This window comes from Pseudoleptotrichia sp. (genome assembly GCF_057270515.1).
Window position 1 is genome coordinate 302,259 of the sequence record NZ_DBHIXS010000001.1, and the last position, 20,188, is coordinate 322,446.

Annotated in this window: 22 protein-coding genes; 6 read left to right on the plus strand and 16 right to left on the minus strand. The window is 30.7% G+C overall.

Annotated features, from left to right (window positions below):
• Positions 1-10: 10 nt before the first annotated feature.
• The 6 genes from thyA to ACO5J6_RS01580 form a co-directional block, all read right to left on the minus strand.
• Positions 11-880, minus strand: a complete 870-nt coding sequence (gene thyA / locus ACO5J6_RS01555) for a thymidylate synthase (protein WP_485641599.1) — start codon at positions 878-880, stop codon at positions 11-13.
• Between the two features lie 130 nt (positions 881-1,010).
• Positions 1,011-1,472 (minus strand): tRNA (cytidine(34)-2'-O)-methyltransferase, encoded by a 462-nt coding sequence (locus ACO5J6_RS01560; RefSeq protein ID WP_485641600.1) that lies wholly within the window; start codon positions 1,470-1,472, stop codon positions 1,011-1,013.
• Positions 1,473-1,510: 38 nt separating this feature from the next.
• Positions 1,511-2,080, minus strand: a complete 570-nt coding sequence (gene ruvC, locus ACO5J6_RS01565; protein WP_485641601.1) for a crossover junction endodeoxyribonuclease RuvC — start codon at positions 2,078-2,080, stop codon at positions 1,511-1,513.
• Between the two features lie 177 nt (positions 2,081-2,257).
• A complete protein-coding gene (gene truB, locus ACO5J6_RS01570; protein ID WP_485641602.1) occupies positions 2,258-3,247 on the minus strand; it encodes a tRNA pseudouridine(55) synthase TruB in 990 nt (329 codons plus the stop codon).
• 87 nt (positions 3,248-3,334) lie between these two features.
• Positions 3,335-4,858, minus strand: coding sequence for a cardiolipin synthase (gene cls / locus ACO5J6_RS01575; RefSeq protein WP_485641603.1), 1,524 nt, complete (start codon positions 4,856-4,858; stop codon positions 3,335-3,337).
• Positions 4,859-5,261: 403 nt separating this feature from the next.
• Complete coding sequence (locus tag ACO5J6_RS01580) at positions 5,262-5,624, minus strand: RidA family protein (RefSeq protein ID WP_485641604.1); 363 nt, start codon at positions 5,622-5,624, stop codon at positions 5,262-5,264.
• A 274-nt stretch (positions 5,625-5,898) separates the two neighbouring features.
• Here ACO5J6_RS01580 and hpf point away from each other — a divergent pair, with 274 nt between their 5' ends.
• Entirely contained in the window at positions 5,899-6,222 is a 324-nt protein-coding gene (hpf, locus tag ACO5J6_RS01585; RefSeq protein ID WP_485641605.1) for a ribosome hibernation-promoting factor, HPF/YfiA family, read from the plus strand.
• Between the two features lie 197 nt (positions 6,223-6,419).
• Here the strand turns inward: hpf and ACO5J6_RS01590 are convergent, their stop codons facing one another.
• The gene (locus ACO5J6_RS01590; RefSeq protein WP_485641606.1) at positions 6,420-7,220 is read right to left on the minus strand and encodes a class I SAM-dependent methyltransferase; all 801 of its coding nucleotides are present in this window, start codon (positions 7,218-7,220) and stop codon (positions 6,420-6,422) included.
• Positions 7,221-7,454: 234 nt separating this feature from the next.
• Here ACO5J6_RS01590 and ACO5J6_RS01595 point away from each other — a divergent pair, with 234 nt between their 5' ends.
• The 5 genes from ACO5J6_RS01595 to ACO5J6_RS01615 all read left to right on the plus strand — a co-directional run bounded on the left by ACO5J6_RS01595 (position 7,455) and on the right by ACO5J6_RS01615 (position 12,205).
• On the plus strand, positions 7,455-8,585 hold the full coding sequence (locus ACO5J6_RS01595) for an ABC transporter substrate-binding protein (protein WP_485641607.1): 1,131 nt from the start codon (positions 7,455-7,457) through the stop codon (positions 8,583-8,585).
• Between the two features lie 105 nt (positions 8,586-8,690).
• Positions 8,691-9,587 (plus strand): branched-chain amino acid ABC transporter permease, encoded by an 897-nt coding sequence (locus ACO5J6_RS01600; RefSeq protein ID WP_485641608.1) that lies wholly within the window; start codon positions 8,691-8,693, stop codon positions 9,585-9,587.
• Positions 9,588-9,601: 14 nt separating this feature from the next.
• Positions 9,602-10,651 (plus strand): branched-chain amino acid ABC transporter permease, encoded by a 1,050-nt coding sequence (locus ACO5J6_RS01605; protein ID WP_485641609.1) that lies wholly within the window; start codon positions 9,602-9,604, stop codon positions 10,649-10,651.
• A gap of 33 nt (positions 10,652-10,684) precedes the next feature.
• On the plus strand, positions 10,685-11,443 hold the full coding sequence (locus ACO5J6_RS01610) for an ABC transporter ATP-binding protein (protein WP_485641610.1): 759 nt from the start codon (positions 10,685-10,687) through the stop codon (positions 11,441-11,443).
• Between the two features lie 48 nt (positions 11,444-11,491).
• Positions 11,492-12,205, plus strand: coding sequence for an ABC transporter ATP-binding protein (locus ACO5J6_RS01615; protein ID WP_485641611.1), 714 nt, complete (start codon positions 11,492-11,494; stop codon positions 12,203-12,205).
• A 115-nt stretch (positions 12,206-12,320) separates the two neighbouring features.
• Here the strand turns inward: ACO5J6_RS01615 and pgeF are convergent, their stop codons facing one another.
• From pgeF to prfA, 9 genes are all read right to left on the minus strand, one after another.
• On the minus strand, positions 12,321-13,088 hold the full coding sequence (gene pgeF / locus ACO5J6_RS01620; RefSeq protein WP_485641657.1) for a peptidoglycan editing factor PgeF: 768 nt from the start codon (positions 13,086-13,088) through the stop codon (positions 12,321-12,323).
• 1 nt (position 13,089) lies between these two features.
• Positions 13,090-14,025, minus strand: coding sequence for a polyprenyl synthetase family protein (locus ACO5J6_RS01625; RefSeq protein ID WP_485641612.1), 936 nt, complete (start codon positions 14,023-14,025; stop codon positions 13,090-13,092).
• Positions 14,026-14,247, minus strand: coding sequence for an exodeoxyribonuclease VII small subunit (gene xseB / locus ACO5J6_RS01630; protein ID WP_485641613.1), 222 nt, complete (start codon positions 14,245-14,247; stop codon positions 14,026-14,028).
• 29 nt (positions 14,248-14,276) lie between these two features.
• Positions 14,277-14,834 (minus strand): 16S rRNA (guanine(966)-N(2))-methyltransferase RsmD, encoded by a 558-nt coding sequence (gene rsmD / locus ACO5J6_RS01635; RefSeq protein WP_485641614.1) that lies wholly within the window; start codon positions 14,832-14,834, stop codon positions 14,277-14,279.
• 15 nt (positions 14,835-14,849) lie between these two features.
• Complete coding sequence (locus ACO5J6_RS01640) at positions 14,850-15,575, minus strand: hypothetical protein (RefSeq protein WP_485641615.1); 726 nt, start codon at positions 15,573-15,575, stop codon at positions 14,850-14,852.
• 82 nt (positions 15,576-15,657) lie between these two features.
• Complete coding sequence (queA, locus tag ACO5J6_RS01645) at positions 15,658-16,680, minus strand: tRNA preQ1(34) S-adenosylmethionine ribosyltransferase-isomerase QueA (protein ID WP_485641616.1); 1,023 nt, start codon at positions 16,678-16,680, stop codon at positions 15,658-15,660.
• Between the two features lie 152 nt (positions 16,681-16,832).
• Positions 16,833-17,807 carry a hypothetical protein gene (locus ACO5J6_RS01650; protein WP_485641617.1) on the minus strand — a complete coding sequence of 325 codons (975 nt, stop codon included), beginning with the start codon at positions 17,805-17,807 and terminating at the stop codon, positions 16,833-16,835.
• Positions 17,804-18,967 carry a peptide chain release factor N(5)-glutamine methyltransferase gene (gene prmC / locus ACO5J6_RS01655; RefSeq protein WP_485641618.1) on the minus strand — a complete coding sequence of 388 codons (1,164 nt, stop codon included), beginning with the start codon at positions 18,965-18,967 and terminating at the stop codon, positions 17,804-17,806. The genes ACO5J6_RS01650 and prmC overlap by 4 nt, the downstream gene beginning before the upstream one ends.
• Positions 18,960-20,039: a peptide chain release factor 1 gene (gene prfA / locus ACO5J6_RS01660; RefSeq protein ID WP_485641619.1), complete on the minus strand. Its 1,080-nt coding sequence runs from the start codon at positions 20,037-20,039 to the stop codon at positions 18,960-18,962. Before prfA ends, prmC begins: the two co-directional genes overlap by 8 nt.
• Positions 20,040-20,188 lie beyond the last annotated feature (149 nt).

Here is a 20,188-nt window from a genome sequence, read left to right on the forward strand (position 1 = left end):
TTCAAATGTATCAGACTGCGACTTCAAACTTTATTAGAGGATGACTTTCATACTCTTCCAATGTTATATCTTCAAAAGTCAGTTCATTAAAAGGCTTATCAGCTATCTTAATTTTTGAAAGTTTCATAGGCTTTCTTTTCAGCTGCTCTTTCAGTCCTTCAATATGATTTTCATAAATATGAGCGTCTATTATCGTATGGGAAAACTCCCCAAGTTCATATCCGCATTCCTTGGCTATCATCATCGTAAGCAAAGAATAACAGGCAAGATTAAAAGGTATTCCCAAAGCTATATCCCCACTTCTCTGGGTCAAATGACAATTCAGTTTATTTCCCAATACATTAAATGCAAATGTATAATGGCACGGAGGTAATTTACTTATTACGGCATTTCCTGGATTCCATGCAAGAACTATCAGTCTTCTGCCATTTTTATGGTTAGGATTGGTTTTCATTTCTTTCAATGTATCTATAATGTACTGTATCTGGTCAAATACAAGTTGCCCGTTTTTTTCCCTCGTTGTCCATTTATTATTTTCATCCGCAAATACTTCACCGTCCAAAGAGATTTCAGGAACAGGATATCTTCTCCAAAATCTGCCGTACGCAGTTTCAAGTCTACCCTCTTCATCTGCCCATGCGTCCCATATCTTTGTCTTTGTTCTCAAATTTTTTATATGTTCCTCACCTGTCAGATACCAAAAAAGTTCATGGAGCATAGAGTTAAAATACATTTTTTTTGTCGTAAGCAACGGAAATCCCTCGCTTAAATCAACTTTATAAGTATACGCAAAAGTAGAAATTGTATCCACTCCGGTTCTGTTTTCCTTTTTGACTCCATTATCCAACACATATTTTACAAGGTCTAAATATTGTTTCATTCTACTTTAATATTGAATTTTTATAATATCTGTATTATTTAAATATCTATACCAATAATTAAATATTCTATGTTATTTAAAAACTATATTATTTAATTATTTAAAAAAATTCAACTTCCTCCTTAATATATTAATATTCAAAATTATTCTGTCTTAATGCTTCGTATAGTATAATTGCCGCTGAATTTGAAAGATTTATGGAACGTCCTAACGGCAGCATAGGTATTGTAATATTATTTTCACTGTATTTATTCAGTATATCTTCAGGAATTCCCCTTGATTCCGGTCCGAACATAATATAATCATTCTTGCTGTATCGCACATCGGAATATTTTCTTTCCGTCTTTGTAGTTGCGAAGTATAAATTTACATTTTTATTTTCAATATTTTCTTTCATAAAATGCTCAAAATCTTCCCAGATATAAAGCTGTACATCTTTCCAATAATCAAGTCCTGACCTTTTTACAGCCTTTTCATCTAAGGAAAAGCCCAGAGGTTTTATCAGATGAAGCTTTGTATTTGTCAAAACACATGTTCTTCCTATATTTCCTGTATTGTAGGGAATCTCAGGATTGAACAGAACAATATTCATTTAATCTCATTACCTTTCAAATTTTTCTCTTCATTTTTCTACCCCATCAGTTTTTTATAATCTGACAGTTTTATTTTTCCTGTATTTAATTTCTCAAGTTTTTTAGTAATATTATCTCCTCTGGAAAATCCTCCAAACCCGTTTTTTGAATTAATATGAGTTATTGCAATTGCCAGAGCATCCGCAGCATCATCGGGCTTAGGTATCTCATCCAATTTCAGTATAATTTTCACCATTTCCTGTATCTGTTTTTTTTCTGCCCGACCATAACTTGCTATTCCCATTTTTACCTGTAATGGTGTATAGCTATAAATATTCATTCCATTTTTCTGCCCGACCAGAGTTATCACTCCCCTTGCCTGGCCTACTTTTACTATTGTTTTCTGATTTTTAAAAAAATACAGTTCTTCTATTGCCATATCGGAAGGATTCCATAATTTTATTATATTATCCAGTCCGTCATAGATTTTTTCGAGTCTGACAGGCATATCTTCATCTTTATCAGTATAAATACAGCCGTAATCAAGAACTTTGTATTTCCCTTTTTCAAAGTCGATAACCGAATAACCTACTATGGCAGTCCCCGGGTCGATACCTAATATTCTCATACTTCACCTGTTTCCAATATTTTTTAACGTTTTTAATTATAACATACAATTGTTATCTTTTCAATGTACAAATAGTTTGAAAACTTTATGTAATGTAATAATTTATTAATGATAGAATATATTATTTTTATGTATTTAAAAAAAGGCTTTTTTTAAATAAAAAATGTTATTTTAGTTTTAGAGAAAATATTTTTCTCTTTTTATATAAATCATATCCGTTCCTATTTTCATGACTTTTGCTATCCCTTTAAATTCAGATTTTTCATCCGTTTTATTTTTTAGATATATTTTATATCTTTTATTTTCAGTTATTTTTTCTATTTTTTTAAATTTATTTTTTTTAAACAGAACGGTCATTCCATTTTTCAATTTTTTATATTTTTCTTCATTTACAGCCATTCTGTCGTAGTTAAAAATATGCTCAATATTCTTAAAATTAATTATTTTCTTTGTTTTTTCAACGTCGGAACTTTCGGCATTTTTTTTAACTTCACTTATTGTAACGGCATCTTTTATATCAAATTTATCTATTTTAGTCCTTACAAGTTTTGTCATAGTCGCATAAAATCCCAATTTGTTTCCTATATCCCTCACAAGAGTTCTTATGTAAGTTCCACTGCTTACATTTGTGAAAAAAGATATTTTTTTAGGATTTTTTTCATCAATTTTTATTTCGGAAATCGTATTTATTCTTATCTTTCTTGATTTCCTGTCTGTTTCTATTCCTTTTCTCGCAAGCTCGTATAATTTTTCGCCATTTACTTTTATTGCCGAATACATAGGAGGTATCTGTTCTATTTCACCTATAAAACTGTTAATTACTTCAACAGCCTTTTCTTCGGAAATTTTGATTTCTCCGTTATATTTACTGACTGTTATTCCTTCGGCGTCATAAGTATCAGTTTCATAGCCCAATTCCAATTCTACATAATATTCCTTATCCTTTTTCATCAAGTCATCTGAAAATTTTGTAGCTCCGTTAATCATTACGATTAAAAGTCCTTCAGCCATGGGGTCAAGAGTTCCCGCATGACCCGTTTTTATAGCATTTATTTCTTTTTTCAGCTTATTGATTGCCGCAAAAGAGCTTATGCCCCTATCTTTATTCAGTAAAACTATTCCATCTTCAACAAATTTATTTTCTTCTTTCATATTTTTTTCTTTCATAGTATTTTCCTTTTTATAATATTTATCTAAATATTTAATTATGACAGATATCTAAAGTATAATATTAGCCCGTATTTTTATTATGTTTTACATTATAGGTGATATTACTTTAAACAATGAATTTCTTATTTTTCTCCAGAATACAGTTTTCTTGAGATTTTTCTCTTTTATTTGCTCGCATTTTTTCAAATCTTCATAAAACTGATCCCTTATATTCCTGCTTATCTCTTCATTATAAAAAACCGAGTTTATTTCATAATTTATTTCAAAACTTCTCATATCAAAATTACATGTCCCCATTGTGGAGATTTTCCCGTCCGTTACAATATTTTTGCAGTGCATAAATCCTGCTTTATATCTGTATATCTTTACTCCTGCTTTCAATAATTCCTCAAAGTATGTTTCAGCAATCCAGTAAGGAATTTTTTTATCAGGAACGCCTGTTATCATGAGTTTTATTTTGACTCCTGAAAGAGATGCAATCTGTAATTGGGACATAAGAGAAGTGTCAGGTATAAAATACGGGCTCTGGATAAGTACTTCTTTTTCCGCAATGCTTATCATTTTTGAGTACATATACTTCAATGAAGTCCAAACCGTATCAGGACCGCTTGATGAAACCTGCATCAAATACGGCTCTGTATTTTCCATTTTGTTTTCCTTAATTATATTTTCCATTTCCTCTTTTTCAAAATCCTGTTTTCCTCCGCTATTCAACCAGTCCGTAAAAAATATCACAAGATAATCTATTATTTGCTCTCCTGTAATTCTTATATTTGTATCTCTCCATGTCTCAAATCTTTTTCCGCCTGTTATATACTCTTCTCCAAGGTTCATTCCGCCTGTATGTAATATTTTATTATCAATGATTGTCATTTTTCTGTGATTTCTATAATTGGATTTCAGTATTGTATACTTTATATCCAGAAAATATCTGAATTCTACTCCCACTTCTGCAAGTTCTTTTCTGTATTTTCCGGAAATAGTTCCCATAGAGCCTAATCCGTCAAACAAAAGCTTTATTTCCAAGCCTTCTTTTGCTTTTTTTACTAACAGATTTTTTATTCTTTCCCCAAGTTCATCGGAACGCCATATGAAATATTCCATATAAATAGTTTTCTTGGCTTCTTCCAAATCTTTAATAATCGAATCAAAAGCTTCTTTCCCTTCATAAAATAATTTATACGAATTGTTTTTTGTCAGAAATGTCCTTTCCGACTCATAGAGAAGTTTTACTATTTCTTTTTCCTGATTACCGATATTTATTTCTTTCATTTTTGTATCAAGATTTTTTATCCTCAACTCTTTTGAATTAAAGATCTCTGTCGGATCATACTTCATAAACAGTCCTGAAAAACCGCCCAGTATACTGTCTCTCTTTTTTTTATTTTTAAGATTGGATATTTTCCTTTTTCTCCAATTTATTCCAAAAATAATATATAGAAAAAAACCGAAAATAGGGAATACGGTAATTGTAAATATCCACGCCACCATGCTTTCAGGCGTTTTCTCGGAAACCAGTATCGCGATAAGAAATCCTATATATATTGCCATATGAATATGTTCTATGGAAATAATCCATATCAGCAAATTTCCTATATGCTCAAACATAAAAACCTCCCTATTTCTTATTTTAATTTTTTTAAAATTTCAGCTATTTAATATTTTTAACTATTTACTATCTTGTATTCTATCCTGATATTCCATTATTTTATTATTTTGTTGTTTTGTCGTTTTGTCGTTTTGTCGTTTTGTCGTTTTTAGTATCTATTATATTTAATATATTACCATTTTTGAAAAAAGTTATCAATGACAAATGATTGATTATATTATATAAAATAAATAAAAATCACTTAAAACACACTTCTGCTCTAAATGATTTTCATTTTTTCAATTTTATTTTTCTAATTCTTTCTTATTTCATTTTTTATTCCACTTTTTTCATTTTATTTCTTACTTTTTTCTTGATTTATTTTTTACTTTTTCAATTTTTATTTTATTTCTTATTTCAAATTTACTTTAGATAAGCGATGGCCTCTATTTCAACAAGAGCTTCTTTAGGCAATTTACCTACTTCAAAAGCTGACCTTGTCGGATAAGGCTCTTCAAAATATTCGGCATAGATTTTATTTACTGAAACAAAATCAGATATTTTATCAAGAAAAACTGTCGTTTTTACTACATTTTTCATTGAATAGCCGTTATTTTCCAATATGGCTTTCATATTTTCCAACGCCTGTTTTGCCTGTCCTTCAACTGTACTTTCTTCTATATTCTGTGTTTCGGGATTTATTCCCAGCTGTCCGGAGATATACAGAAAATCTCCTACAATTCTGAATGCCGAATACGGCCCTACTGCTTCAGGTATTTTTTTCATTTTGTTACCTCCTTGAAATATAAATTTAGATATAATTTTCTCTAATTATATTTTAGCACATTTTTACAATATGACAATATTTTTTTCTGAAATATTTTTATAAAATCATATTTATATAAAATTATATTTAAAAAAATGATATAAAAACATCTCTGAAAAATACGGATGATTTTTATAAAAAGAAAAAACTAAGTATTAAATAACGAAGATATATTGACTTTTTCTTAATATGAGATATAATATTAATGACAATTAAGAGAGGATGTGATTTTATATGAAAATCATTATTAGCGGAAAACAATTGAAAATTACTGATGCAATTAAAAATTATACTGAAGAGAAAATCAACAAAATTTCCAAGTATACTGATGCTATAACTGAAGTCGATATTGTCTTAACAGTTGAGAAAAAGAAAACTGAGGGGGATGTCCATAAAGCTGACGGACTGGTTTATGCAAGCGGAACCAAAATAAAAGTCGAATCAAGAAATAATGACCTGTATGCTGCTATTGACGAATTATCTGAAAGATTGGAAAGACAGGTCAGAAAATACAAAGAAAAACAGAAAGATTATAACAAAAAAGGAAGTCATCAATAAAAAACGGAAAAATATTATAAAAATGCTATAATACTATTAAATAAAATATTATAAAAAATATAAAAAATTTTATTGGATTTTCAAAAATAAAAGAGGCTACGCCTCTTTTTAAATTTATCAAATATTTTAGTTAGTCAACATACACTTTAAAAAACATAAATTTACTAAAAAAATAAATTTACTTTTCTTATATATTCTTACTTTTCTTTCTTATAACTGTACATTCCCAGTCTGTTATTATACAAATACATAAAAGGGATTATCCATTTTTTTGTAAAAGGGAGAATTTTTTTCATTTCAACAGTAAAATTAATAAGTCCTGTCTGCTTCATTACAGGATTTAATTTTACGACTTCGCTTCCGTCTTTTACTCCCCATTTGAATGTAGCATTCATTTTTTTCAGCACATCGTGTTCTTTCTGCATTTTCAAAGCTCCTACAGAAATTAAGTCAAACTGTGCTTCAAATTCATCAAAATTATCTGTCAGTATTTTCAGGAAACTCTTTATTTCTTCTTCACTAAAGTACATAAGCACGCCTTCAGAAATAATAAGAAGTTTTTTTTCGCCAATTTTTATATCTTTTGTCCATTCAGGATTTAATGCGGACTTTGAAATATTTTTTACTCTTTCATTTTCAGAAAAAAATAATTTCCTTTTTTCAATCACTTCAGGAAAATCGACATTATACCATTCGACTTTGCCATTATCCACTCTTTCAAACCTTGTATCCAGACCACAACCTATCGAAACTACAATACTCTCAGGATTTTCAGAAATAAATTTTTTTACTTGCTCATCCATTATTTTAGCCCTTGAAAGAATACCGTAATAAGAAAGCCAACCTTTAGAAAATTTTGAAAAATCATAATCTATCTGAGACAATATTTCAGCAGATTTTTTATCTTTCAATACAGATTTTTCTTTTTTATAATCTTCTGCTCTCGCATATAAAGTTATAAGTGATGTTTCCATTACTCCGTCAAATTTTACTTTCATATAGATCACTCCATTTCTTTAAATTCATTTAACCACAAATTACTTTGATTGTCAAACTTTTTTCGGCTTTATTTATTATTTTGAATTCAGATTTTTATCGTATAGATTTATTAGACTAATCTTATCATAAATAATACATATTTTATTTATATAATTTATTATGCTATACTTCCTATACAAATAAATTATTTTCAATATATTTTAATAAATTTTAATATAGAAGGAGACAAAAAGATGAAAAAAATGTTGTTAATGATGTCATTACTGATGTTATTTGTTCTCAGCTGCGGTACAAAAAATGAAGCAAAAGGAGCAAATGCAAATGGAGATGTAATTAAAATAGGGGTTATAGGACCGCTTACAGGGGAAGTAGCCCAATATGGAATAGCCACTATTGACGGATTTAAACTCAAAATTGATGAAATCAATGCTGCCGGAGGAATAAACGGCAAAAAAATAGAACTTATCATTCAGGACAGTAAAGGAGATGCACAGGAAGCAGTAAATATATTCAAAAAAATGGTTTCCCAAGATAAAGTAAATCTTGTAGTCGGAGAAATTATCTCATCTGCTTCACTTGCAGTTTCGGACTTGGCACAAAGTGCTAAAGTACCTATGATTACACCTACAGGTACTAACTTTGATATTACTAAAGGCAAAGATTATGTATTCAGAACTACATTTACTGACCCTTATCAGGGAGTTGTCATTGCCAAATATGCAAAAACAAAAGGAATAAAATCCGTTGCAATGCTTTCCAATACTTCAAGTGACTATGCTGTAGGATTGGCAGCAGCATTCAAAGAACAGGCTGCAAAAGAAGGTATAACAGTTATCGAAGAAAAATATACTAAAGATGATAAAGATTTCAAATCTATCCTCACAAAAATAAAAGCTCAAAACCCTGAAGCTATATTTATTCCTGATTATTATAATGTAATCGGTTTAATTCTTACTCAGGCTAATGAACTTGGATTGAAAACTCAATACTTGGGAGGAGACGGCTGGGACGGAATTCAGGAAAATTTTGCCGCTGCTGCTGAAGGTGCTGTTTTTGCAAGTCAGTATGCTCCTGATGATTCTTCCGATCTCGTACGTAATTTTATATCTGCATTTAAAACTAAATACAATAGAGAGCCTATCGTCTTTTCAGCTTTAGGATATGATACAGGTACAATACTTGAAGAAGCATTAAAAACTTCAAAAGACTTATCTCCTGCTTCAATAAGAGATGCTATTGCTGCAACGAATGCTTCCAACCTTATAACAGGAGCATTAAAATTTGATGCTGAAAGAAATCCTGAAAAAAAGGTTACATTCATAGAGGTTAAAGGCGGAAAATTAGTATTAAAAGAAAAACTTTAGTATCACACTATAATATCAGTCAGTATTTAAAAACACAGCTTGTAAAGAAGATAGTAATACTATCTTCTTTGCATTTTACTATTATTTATATAACAAGGAGTTCAAATGTTTAAAAATTTTATAGAACAGACAATTAACGGACTGCAAACCGGAAGTATTTATGCTCTGATAGCTTTAGGATATACAATGGTTTATGGTATCGTTAAGCTTATTAACTTTGCCCATGGAGATATATTAATGGTTGGAGCTTATGCAGTATTGGTGGCTATCTCAAACGGTATGCCTTTTTCAATTGCTCTCATACTATCAATTATTTTCTGTTCGATTTTAGGTGTTGTGATAGATTACTTTGCATACAGACCTATAAGAAATGCTCCCAGAATATCAGCTTTGATAACTGCCATAGGAGTCAGCTTTCTTCTTGAGAGTCTTGCACTTATAATATTTGGAGCTACTCCCAAAATTATTGATACTAATTTAATTCCTGTATTTTTATCACCTAAAATAAAAATAAATTTGGGCTTTGTAAATGTAAGTATGCTTACCATATTTGTAATCGTCATTACTATGATTTGTATGTTTATACTTAATTTATTCATCAGAAAGACTAAATTAGGAAAAGCTACAAGAGCGGTTTCCCAAGACACAGGTGCTGCAAAACTTATGGGAATAAATGTAAACCTTACTATTGCGATTACTTTTGCTATCGGTTCAGGATTGGGAGCTTTGGGAGGAGTGCTTTATGCTATTATGTATCCTACTATTGAACCATATATGGGAATGTTGCCGGGTTTAAAGGCTTTCATCGCTGCAGTATTTGGAGGAATTGGAAGTATTCCAGGAGCAATGGTCGGAGGTTATGTATTGGGCATTATCGAATCCTATACAAAAGGATATATTTCCTCTACATGGGCTAATCCTATCGTTTTCGGTGTATTAATTCTGATATTGATATTCAAGCCGAACGGATTATTCGGTAAAAATATGAAAGAGAAAGTTTAATTTAGGAGGAAAAAATGCAAGATACTAAACAAATCACTGAAAATGAAAACAGATGGAAAGATTTAAATTATTTCAATAAACTCAATGTTAGAAATTATTCCCTGACATTTATATTTTTGATAGCCTTGTATTTCGTACTGTATTTCAGTTTTGACAGTAGCGACCCTTTCAATTATACAGGCGGAATATATATAAGCGTACTTATTTCAATTATTTTTTCTGTCAGTCTTAATATCGCAGTCGGTCTTATGGGACAGTTAAGTCTGGGACATGCAGGATTTATTGCGATAGGAGGATATACAGGAGCTATTGTTTCCAAAGCATTAAGCACGTACAGTCTTCCTTCTGTTCTACAGCTGCTCATTGCCACAGCTGCCGGGGGTATTTTAGCAGGAATATTTGGATTTTTAGTAGGCGGAAGCACACTAAGGCTAAGAGGGGATTATTTAGCAATTATTACTTTAGCTTTCGGAGAAATTATTAAATATGTTATTCAGAACATGGACTTTTTAGGAGGAGCAACAGGACTTAAAAGCATTCCTTCCATTAATACTTTTTCCAATGTTTATTTTATAACGGTTATTTCAGTAGTAATTATGACAATGATTATGACTTCGAGAAAAGGACGACAAGTCCTTTCAATCAGGGAAAATGAAATAGCTGCTGAAAATATAGGTATCAATATAAACAAGGTTAAGCTTTACGGATTTACACTGTCTGCATTTTTTGCAGGCGTAGGAGGTTCATTATTTGCACATAATATAGGTACACTCACTCCTGACAAGTTTGGATTTATATTTTCAATAGAAATATTGGTTATGGTCGTGTTTGGAGGCTTGGGAAGTATTACAGGCGCAGTCCTGTCGGCAATCCTGCTTACTCTTCTAAATGAACAGCTAAGACAGGTTTCTCAATACAGATATTTAGTTTACGCGATAATACTTATAGTACTTATGATTTTCAGACCTGACGGCGTATTTGGAAAAAAAGAGCTTACTATACCGAGATTTATAAATAAATATAAGAAAATTAAAAATAATTTAAGCAAAAAAAATAATATTTAAAATAATAATAATAATAAAAATAGGAGTAATAAAATGTCATTATTAAAAACGGCTAATTTAGGTATATCTTTTGGAGGTCTTAGGGCTGTAGATGATGTAAATATTGATATAAACGACGGTGAGCTGATAGGACTGATAGGCCCTAACGGTGCCGGTAAAACTACTATATTCAATTTACTGACAGGTGTCTATAAACCTACCGACGGAGATATATCCATTAATGGAACAAGTATAAATAAAAAATCTACTCCTCAGATAGTTTCTTTAGGAGTGGCAAGAACATTTCAGAACATCCGATTGTTTAAAAATCTGTCTGTTCTGGATAATGTAAAACTTGCTTTGAACAACAGTATGACTTATTCGACTTTAGACGCTATTTTCAGACTTCCTAAATATTGGAAAGAGGAAAAAAAAGTTACTGATAAGGCTCTTGATTTACTTGATATATTTGAAATGACGGAAATGGAAAATATAACTGCGGGAAATCTGTCTTACGGACAGCAGCGTAAATTAGAAATTGCGAGAGCATTGGCTACGTCTCCTAAACTTCTTCTGCTTGATGAACCTGCCGCAGGTATGAATCCTAATGAAACTAAAGATTTGATGAATACCATAGGTTTTATAAGGGAAAAATTTAAAATTTCCATACTTTTGATAGAACATGATATGGATTTAGTTATGGGAATTTGTGAAAGATTGTATGTCCTTAATTTCGGAAAAATTATTGCTAAAGGATTGCCCGAAGAAATTCAGAATAACAAAGAAGTTATCACAGCTTATTTGGGAGAATAACAGGATAATACAATAAATAATGAATTAGAGTAAATTAGGAGGACATTTGTGAATATTTTAAATGTAAATGATTTGAATATATATTATGGAGGAATTCACGCAATAAAAGGTATTTCTTTCAATATAAAAAAAGGAGAAATAGTCTCTCTTATCGGTGCAAACGGTGCGGGAAAAACTTCAACATTACATGCGGTTTCAGGATTAATACCTATAAAATCAGGGGAAATTTCTCTGAATGGTATAAATGTAACAAATATTGAGGCCCATAAACTTGTAAAACAGGGAATGGCCCATGTTCCTGAAGGAAGAAGAATATTTACGGAACTGACTGTTACTGAAAATCTTGAAATGGGTGCATATACAAGAAATGACAAAGACAGCGTAAAAAAAGATATGGAAAATCAGTTCAAACTTTTTCCGAGACTTGCCGAAAGGAAAAAACAGCTCGCAGGTACTATGAGCGGAGGGGAACAACAGATGCTCGCAATGGCGAGGGCTTTGATGTCAAGGCCCGCACTTCTTTTACTTGATGAGCCTTCAATGGGTCTGGCTCCCTTGCTTGTACAGGAAATTTTTAAAATTATAGAAAAAATTAATAAAGAACACGGAGTTACAATACTTCTTGTAGAACAGAATGCAAATATGGCTCTTTCTATTGCCAATAGAGGTTATGTCCTTGAAACAGGGCAGATTATCCTTGAGGGAACAGGAAAAGAGCTTATAACTAATCCTGAAATCAAAAAAGCTTATTTGGGCGGATAAAATTTTATAGTACAAAAAAAATATATTTATTTATTTAGTAAAATTTTGAATAAATTCATAAATATATTTTTTTGTGTTTTTATTTAAATATTTATTTTTTCTGATTATCTTTTTATTATATAAAACTTATCATTGCCGTTGCTCTTCCTGCCTGCTTTCCCTCTCTCCTATGGGAATAAAATTTTTCATCCCACGTATTTTCTTTGGAAATAATTATATTTTCTTCTTTTATTCCGAGAGATAAAGCCATAACCCTATTAAACTCTATATTATCAAAATGATATTTTTCAGTTTCCTTATTAAGTTTAAAAGACTTTATAATCAATTCATTATCTTTTCCGAATTTTTCTATGAACTTATCATAAAAATCCATTCCTACTTCGTAATTTTTCTGCTGAATGCCTATTCCCAATCCCACGATTACATTTTCAGTTTTCGTATTATAAGCCTTTTTCATTGCTTCCAAACCTGACTTCATTATTTCTTTATATGTTCCCGGCCAGCCTGAGTGCCATACTCCGATAACTTTATTTTCAATATCATACACAAATATAGGTAGACAATCAGCATAAAAAGTAAAAAGTGCTACATCTTTTCTATCTGTTATAAATCCGTCAATATCCTTAAAAGTATAGCTTTCAGTATTTTTATCTATTATTTGGACATTGTTCGTGTGTGTCTGATAAGACATTACGATTTTTCTATTTTCAATATTCAGCTCTTTTAAAAGCCTTTTCCTGTTTTTTTCCTGCGTTCCCTCTTTCTGTCCTTCCATATTACAATAATCGGACATATTTCCTGCGTTTTTTTTAGAATAAACGGCTTTTATTCCATATTTTTCAAATTCTTCTATAAAAAAATAATTTTCTTTTTCCTTAAACATTTTAAACACCACGATTTCCTATATAATCTGTCAATTCTAATAATAATAAATTATTTTTAAAATTATCTTTCAGTATTTTTTTTGCCTCCAAGATATGTTCATTTAACAGTTCTTTGGACTTTTCAAGCCCAAATAAACTCGGATAGGTACTTTTTTCAGATTTTTCATCACTGGACTGCTTACCTATTTCCTCGAAAGAACCTTCAATATCAAGAATATCATCTTTTATCTGAAAAGCTGTCCCTATTATTTTTGAATATTCTATCAGTTTTTCTTTTTCATCTTTTCCTATATTTAACGCGATTAGAGGTAACTCAACGGCAGCAGTGATTAATTTACCAGTCTTATTGGAATGGATATATTTCAATGTGTCATAAGAAATTTTTTTATGTTCCGATTCCGTATCTACAAACTGCCCTCCTACCATTCCATAAAAACCTGCATATTCTGAAAGTTTTCTTATCACTTCCACTTTGATTTTATCGCTTATATATTCAGATTCTGCTATAACGTTGAAAGCTTCTGTCAGAAGAACATCACCTGTGAGTATTCCTGTTGCTTCTCCATATTTTATATGGGTCGTCAGCTTTCCTCTCCTATACATATCATCATCCATAGCGGGTAAATCATCATGTACTAAAGAATAGCAATGTATAAATTCCAAGGCTGTAGCTATATCTTTTATATTATTGTACTTTCCTTTATCAGAGCCTTTTTTGGATACCGATATATTTTTATTCATTTCGTTATATCTGTTATTTTCCGAAAACAAATCACAAATCATATACATAATTATTGGTCTTATTCTCTTTCCTCCGTTCATAACGGCATAAGTCATAGCTTCGGAAAGAGTTTCAGGATATTTATATTTTTCCAATTTTTTTATCAGTTCTTTTTCGACTGTCTCTTTTTTTTCTGACAGATACTCTTTTAACATTTATTCTACCTCTTCTGTTTCAAGTTTGCCGTTTTTTTCAAGAACCTTTAATACTTTCCCTTCTCCAATTTCAAGCAGTTTTTCCGACTCTTTTATTAGTTTTATTGCCTTTTCATATTCTTCAATGGACTCATCAAGGGAAAGCTCCTGATTTTCCAATTTTTCTAATATTCTGTCAATTTCTTCGATATTTTCCTCATAAGTCTGCTTTTTCGCTGCCATTTTTATGACCTCCATTTTCATTTTTAATATCATTTGTCTTCATATCTATAGAAAGATATAATTTTTTTATTATAATCCCTCTCATCATATTTTACAAATTTCCCTATTTTATTTCCGAGTTTTTCATAAATACTATGCTCTGAAATAATTATTCCGTCTTTATTTAAAATATTGCTTTCCGATATTTTAATTATTGTTTCTTCGGTTATATTCTCTTTATAAGGAGGGTCCATAAAAATTATATCAAATTTCTCATTTTTTCTGTCCAATATTTCTATAGCTCGTAAGACGTCATTTTTGTAAGCCCTACATTGATTGTCTAATTTTAAATTATTTATATTTTCTATAATTATTCTGAGTGCCTCTTTATCCTGTTCAATCATAATGGCTCTTTCAGCCCCACGGCTCAAAGCTTCTATTGCCATATTACCTGTTCCCGAATATAAGTCAAGAAACTTCGTTTTTATAATTTTATCCCCGATTATACTAAAAATTGCTTCCTTTATCCTTTCAAGAGTCGGTCTTGTCTCTCTGCCCTCCCTTGATTTTATTTTTCTGTTTTTCAGTGTTCCGGCAGTAATTCTCATCTCATACCTCTTAAATTATTTAAAATTTATAGTCATTATTCCGTCTAAGCTGACATTCCCCGCCAACAGCTCATAATGTTCTTTTTCAGAATTTTTTGATACATTTTTGAATATATAATTTTTATAAGTTATTTTATCTATTTTTATATCTGATTTATTATAAATATTTACATAAAATATTTCAGCTCTATTTTTCTGATGAAAGTTATCCACAAGAGCAAAACTGAAATTTATCTTTTTATTTTTTTCAAATCCCGTATTCATAAGATTATATTTAACAACAAGTTTTCCCTCTTTTTCAGGTTCTACTGTTTTTGATATGGCAAACCATTCCCTCTGAATATTATCCGAGAACTGTTTATCATATATATTTTCAGAGAAATTTATAACTGCTCTTAAATTCTGAGATTTTTTAAAATCCGAAAAAAATCTAATATTTTCAATATATTTTTTTGCTTCTTTATTTACAGTATTCTGGTCAAGCCAAAACATAAATGTCGACTTTATATTAAATTCTCCTATATTTTCAAATGTGTAAAAACTTTCAACTTTTATCTTTCTATTTTTTTCGATTGTAATATTCAAATCTTCCCTTTTTATTATTAATGGTTCGGGTCTTACAATTTTTATATTCCCTATTGCCAAAAATTCAGGTTTTACAGTATTTTCAGAAAATAAAAATGTATTGAATATTAAAAATAGAATTACCGAAATCATTAATTTAAAGTTCTTTTTTGACATATAAACTCCTGACTATAACTATGATTATTAATAACTACTTATTTAACAGTAACTTTTTCCAATAGCAAATTTTTAATTTATATCAGTATATAAACATAGAATCTCCAAAGCTGTAAAATCTGTATTTCTCTTTTACGGCTTCTTTATAGGCTCCAAATACAAAGTCTTTTCCTCCGAAAGCTGATATAAGCATTATAAGAGTAGACTTTGGCAAATGAAAGTTTGTAATAATCGCATCGACTATTTTAAACTTGTAGTTTCCATATATAAATATACTCGTTTCGGATGTGTTTTTTATAAGTTCGTCTTTTTCATTTACTGATGATTCGAGCGTCCTTACGGATGTAGTTCCTACAGCAATTACACGATTGCCATTTCTTTTGGCATTGTTCACAATTTCCGCCGTCTCTTTTGGAACCCAATATTTTTCACTGTGCATTATATGGTCATTTACATTTTCTGTCTGTACAGGTCTGAATGTGCCAAGACCCACATCAAGAAATACTTCGGCTATTATTACCCCTTTTTCTCTTATTCTTTCAATAAGTTCCTCAGTAAAATGAAGTCCCGCAGTAGGTGCAGCAACAGACTCACCTTCTTTTGCATAGACTGTCTGATATCTGTTTCTATCTTCAAGTTTTTCTGTAATATAAGGAGGTAAGGGCATTTCTCCAAGCTTATCAAGTATTTCTTCAAAATTTCCTTTATAGTTAAATTTCAGGACTCTATTTCCATCTTCTTTTATTTCAATAAGCTCCGCTTCCAGAAGATTTTCGGAAAATACAACTTTCTGACCTATTTTCAAACGCTTTGCGGGCTTTAACAGTACTTCCCATGTATACAAGTCATATCTTTTTAAGAGAAAGCACTCAAGCACAGTTCCGGTATCTTTTCTGCCATAAAGCCTTGCAGGTATTACTTTTGTCCTGTTTATTACGAGTACATCGTCTTTTTTGAGATAATCTATTATATTATAAAATCTTTTATGTTCTATTTCTTTTTTTTCTTTATTTAGTACAAGTAACTTTGAGTGGTCTCTCGGATTAACAGCATGTTGGGCTATCAATTCTTCGGGCAAATCAAAGTCAAATTCTGAAATATTCATTTTATTTTCCTTTTTTATATAGCTTATTTACAATATTACTTAATAGTGCAATGAATGTCGATTTAATAAATCAAACATAATTTTCCTATTTAGTTATTTTTCAATCAGTTTATTCTGCTTATTGAGTGTTTAGTCATTAAATTATTCATAAATTATCTAATCTGAAAAGTTTTATATGTTTCCACTCTCTTAAACCAGCCGGGCAGCCATCTTCTCTCATTTTTTCTGGAATTATTCACTCTTCTTTCGAGGACATATTTGGCAGATTCACTAAATTCTATTAAGGCACTTCTTCCCATTTCAGTTCCTCTCATATTCTCCAGCACCTGTCTCAATCCCCAACCATTACTATACGAACCTCCTGAAATTCCCTCACCTTTAAAATTTACATAATCGATTAAGGCATAAAGTCCGTTAGGCGAATTTGCAACCCTGTAAAACTGTCTACGAAGATTTTCCCTGTCTCCCGTAACATTCAGCATTTTATCAAAAGAATTTTGAAGCCTGTCATATATGAACAGAACCTGAGTTTCCCTCGTTCTGTCAAAAAAATCTATAAGCTCCATGACATCTCTATCGCCGTTCTGTTTTTTTGACAACAATTCTGACCTGCTTCTCCATGGAGAGCCTATATTTTCTTCAAGTATTTTGGGTAGTTTTATTCCCTGAGACCTGTAAAAAGAAACCATTTGCGGTAAACTTTCTCCTCCGTTACTCGATTTGTACCATATAAAATGTCCTATCCCGAGTGAAGGAAAATTTTCTCCTGCATTCCAGTCTACAAGATTATCAATATGTCCTCCCGTTTCATTTTTAAATATCTGATTTGCAATTATCATAAGTTCTCTTTTGCTTATATTTAATCCCAATTTTCCTTTCAGATCTGTATTTGAATGTACATTTGACTTTGTATTTACGGGTCTGTTTTTATTTCTTGTATCTCTTTTTATCATTAAATCATGTTCTATATTGTTATAATAATCGTTTATAATATTTTCCAGTTCCTTTGATGAATTTGATGAATTTTTGGACGAACTGAATGCAAAATTGGATAAAGTTAAAATCGCAGCAAACAAACATATTTTTTTCAGTTTGTCTTTTCCGATATTAATTTTATTTATTTTCACCGGTTATCCTCCTGTACTTCTTTCTCTATTTTCTGACCAATCACAACTCTTTCTATATTTTGAATGTCTTTTATTATATTTATATTTTTATAGCCTGTTATTTTCATTATTTTTTTTACGGTTTCAGCTTGTCTGTAACCTGTTTCAAACAGTAAAAATCCTTCATTTTGGAGATATTCCATACCTTTTCCGCTTATTTCATTATAAAAATACAATCCCTCATCTTCTGCAAATAAAGCCTCATCAGGTTCATGTAGCAGAGTATCTTCCGACATAACTGCTGTTTCATCATTTGAAATATACGGCGGATTGGAAATAATCATATCAAATTTTTTATATTCTATATTTTCAAACAAATCAGATTTGAAAAACCTGATATTTTCCGCGTTTAAAATTTCCCTGTTTTTTTCCGATATTTCCAATGCTTTATCTGAAATATCCGTCCCCATGATTTTTGAATCAGGTATTTCCAATGCGAGAGTTATCCCTATTACTCCACTTCCTGTACCTATATCCAATATTTTCGGACTTTCTTTTTTTTCTTTTCTCAGTATTTTTAAAGCTTCTTCTACTAAAACTTCCGTATCCTGTCTTGGTATCAATACTCCTTTATTCACGTAAAATTTTCTTCCGTAAAACTCCTGTTCATTCAGCAAATATTGGACAGGAAATTTTTCTTTACCAATTTTTCGGATATAATCCCTTATTTTATTGACTTTTTCTTCATCGGGTATTTCCCTATATTTAGTAAACAGAAGCATTCTGTCTATATTCAGAATATGCGAAAATACAATTTCTGTTATAAGTTTTGCTTCATTTATATTATTTTTTTCTAAATATGACACACTTTTGTCAATTAATGTTTTCAGATTTTCTATTTTATTATTATTTTCAGTTTTATTATTTTTCCCGAAAATATTATCATCAAACATTTGACTTTGAGCGATTTCTTTATTATTTCCTGTAATTTCGTTAAGTTTTTCTTTTATTTTTTCAATATTGTCATCAGACAATATTTTTTCAAAATTAGCATAGAGCATTATCCTGTCCATTTCAAGTATCTGAGAAAAAACAGTTTCTGCCATTATTCTTGAATTTTTTATATTTCTTTTTTCCAGATAATTAATAGATTTATTTAATATATCCAGCAGATTATTCATTATCACCAACAGCTTTCAGTAATTCAGCCTGTTCATAAGCAGTCAGAGCGTCTATCATTTCATCAAGGTCTCCGTCAAGGACAGCATCCAGTCTGTGCAGCGTAAGTTTTATTCTATGGTCTGTTACTCTTCCCTGCGGAAAATTGTATGTTCTTATTTTTTCCGAACGGTCTCCGCTTCCCACTTGGGATCTTCTTTCATTTTCTACTTCTTTTCTCTGTTTTTCATATTCTATCTCATATAACTTTGAGGCAAGAACTTTCATTGCTGCTTCTTTATTTTTTATTTGAGACCTTCCGTCCTGTGAAGTTACTACAAGTCCTGTAGGCAAGTGTGTTATTCTTACCGCAGAATCCGTCGTATTTACGTGCTGTCCTCCTGCACCGCTTGACCTGTAAGTATCTATTTTCAAATCACTCGGATTTATTTCCACTTCGTTTACGTCTTCTATTTCAGGCAGAACCGCTACAGTTATAGTGGAAGTATGTATTCTCCCTGATGCTTCAGTAGCAGGAACTCTCTGCACTCTGTGAACACCGCTTTCAAATTTTAGTCTTGAATAAGCTCCGTTCCCCTTTATGAGGAAAGTAACTTCTTTCAGTCCGCCCACTCCTATTTCACTCTTATCTATTATTTCAGTTTTCCATCTGTTTCTTTCTGCATATCTTGTAAACATTCTGAAAATATCCGACGCAAAGAGGGCTGCTTCATCTCCTCCCGCTCCTGCTCTTATTTCCATTATAACGTTTTTATCATCATTAGGGTCTTTAGGAAGAAGCAGTATTTTCAGTTCCTCTTCCAGTGCGGGAATTTCTTCTTCTATTGTACGGATTTCTTCCAGCATCATCTCTTTCATTTCGTGGTCTTTTTCAGATTTCAGATCCTCTTTCAAACTTTCCATTTCTTCTTTTCTTGATTTATAGTACGTATATTTTTTTACAACTTCATCAATACTGTTTAATGCTTTATTATATTCCATTATTTTTTTAGGGTCTGAAATAACTTCAGGGTTCATAAGTAATTTTGTCAGCTCTTCATGCTTTAAAACAACATCATCCAATTTTTGAAACATATATAATTTCCACTCCTATTTTTATTGAATTTTTCTAATTATTGTATCATATTTCCGTCTATTTTTCAAATATCTGAAACAGCCATATTATCTTTTAATTTTAAATCACTTCATATTTTAGAATATAATGAGAGAATAATTTCAGATAG

Coding starts and splice junctions, on each gene's coding strand:
- thyA (WP_485641599.1), bottom strand. CDS start 880: ATGAAACAATATTTAGACCTTGTAAAATATGTGTTGGATAATGGAGTC.
- ACO5J6_RS01560 (WP_485641600.1), bottom strand. CDS start 1,472: ATGAATATTGTTCTGTTCAATCCTGAGATTCCCTACAATACAGGAAAT.
- ruvC (WP_485641601.1), bottom strand. CDS start 2,080: ATGAGAATATTAGGTATCGACCCGGGGACTGCCATAGTAGGTTATTCG.
- truB (WP_485641602.1), bottom strand. CDS start 3,247: ATGAAAGAAAAAAATATGAAAGAAGAAAATAAATTTGTTGAAGATGGA.
- cls (WP_485641603.1), bottom strand. CDS start 4,858: ATGTTTGAGCATATAGGAAATTTGCTGATATGGATTATTTCCATAGAA.
- ACO5J6_RS01580 (WP_485641604.1), bottom strand. CDS start 5,624: ATGAAAAAAATACCTGAAGCAGTAGGGCCGTATTCGGCATTCAGAATT.
- hpf (WP_485641605.1), top strand. CDS start 5,899: ATGAAAATCATTATTAGCGGAAAACAATTGAAAATTACTGATGCAATT.
- ACO5J6_RS01590 (WP_485641606.1), bottom strand. CDS start 7,220: ATGAAAGTAAAATTTGACGGAGTAATGGAAACATCACTTATAACTTTA.
- ACO5J6_RS01595 (WP_485641607.1), top strand. CDS start 7,455: ATGAAAAAAATGTTGTTAATGATGTCATTACTGATGTTATTTGTTCTC.
- ACO5J6_RS01600 (WP_485641608.1), top strand. CDS start 8,691: ATGTTTAAAAATTTTATAGAACAGACAATTAACGGACTGCAAACCGGA.
- ACO5J6_RS01605 (WP_485641609.1), top strand. CDS start 9,602: ATGCAAGATACTAAACAAATCACTGAAAATGAAAACAGATGGAAAGAT.
- ACO5J6_RS01610 (WP_485641610.1), top strand. CDS start 10,685: ATGTCATTATTAAAAACGGCTAATTTAGGTATATCTTTTGGAGGTCTT.
- pgeF (WP_485641657.1), bottom strand. CDS start 13,088: ATGTTTAAGGAAAAAGAAAATTATTTTTTTATAGAAGAATTTGAAAAA.
- ACO5J6_RS01625 (WP_485641612.1), bottom strand. CDS start 14,025: ATGTTAAAAGAGTATCTGTCAGAAAAAAAAGAGACAGTCGAAAAAGAA.
- xseB (WP_485641613.1), bottom strand. CDS start 14,247: ATGGCAGCGAAAAAGCAGACTTATGAGGAAAATATCGAAGAAATTGAC.
- rsmD (WP_485641614.1), bottom strand. CDS start 14,834: ATGAGAATTACTGCCGGAACACTGAAAAACAGAAAAATAAAATCAAGG.
- ACO5J6_RS01640 (WP_485641615.1), bottom strand. CDS start 15,575: ATGTCAAAAAAGAACTTTAAATTAATGATTTCGGTAATTCTATTTTTA.
- queA (WP_485641616.1), bottom strand. CDS start 16,680: ATGAATATTTCAGAATTTGACTTTGATTTGCCCGAAGAATTGATAGCC.
- prmC (WP_485641618.1), bottom strand. CDS start 18,967: ATGAATAATCTGCTGGATATATTAAATAAATCTATTAATTATCTGGAA.
- prfA (WP_485641619.1), bottom strand. CDS start 20,039: ATGTTTCAAAAATTGGATGATGTTGTTTTAAAGCATGAAGAGCTGACA.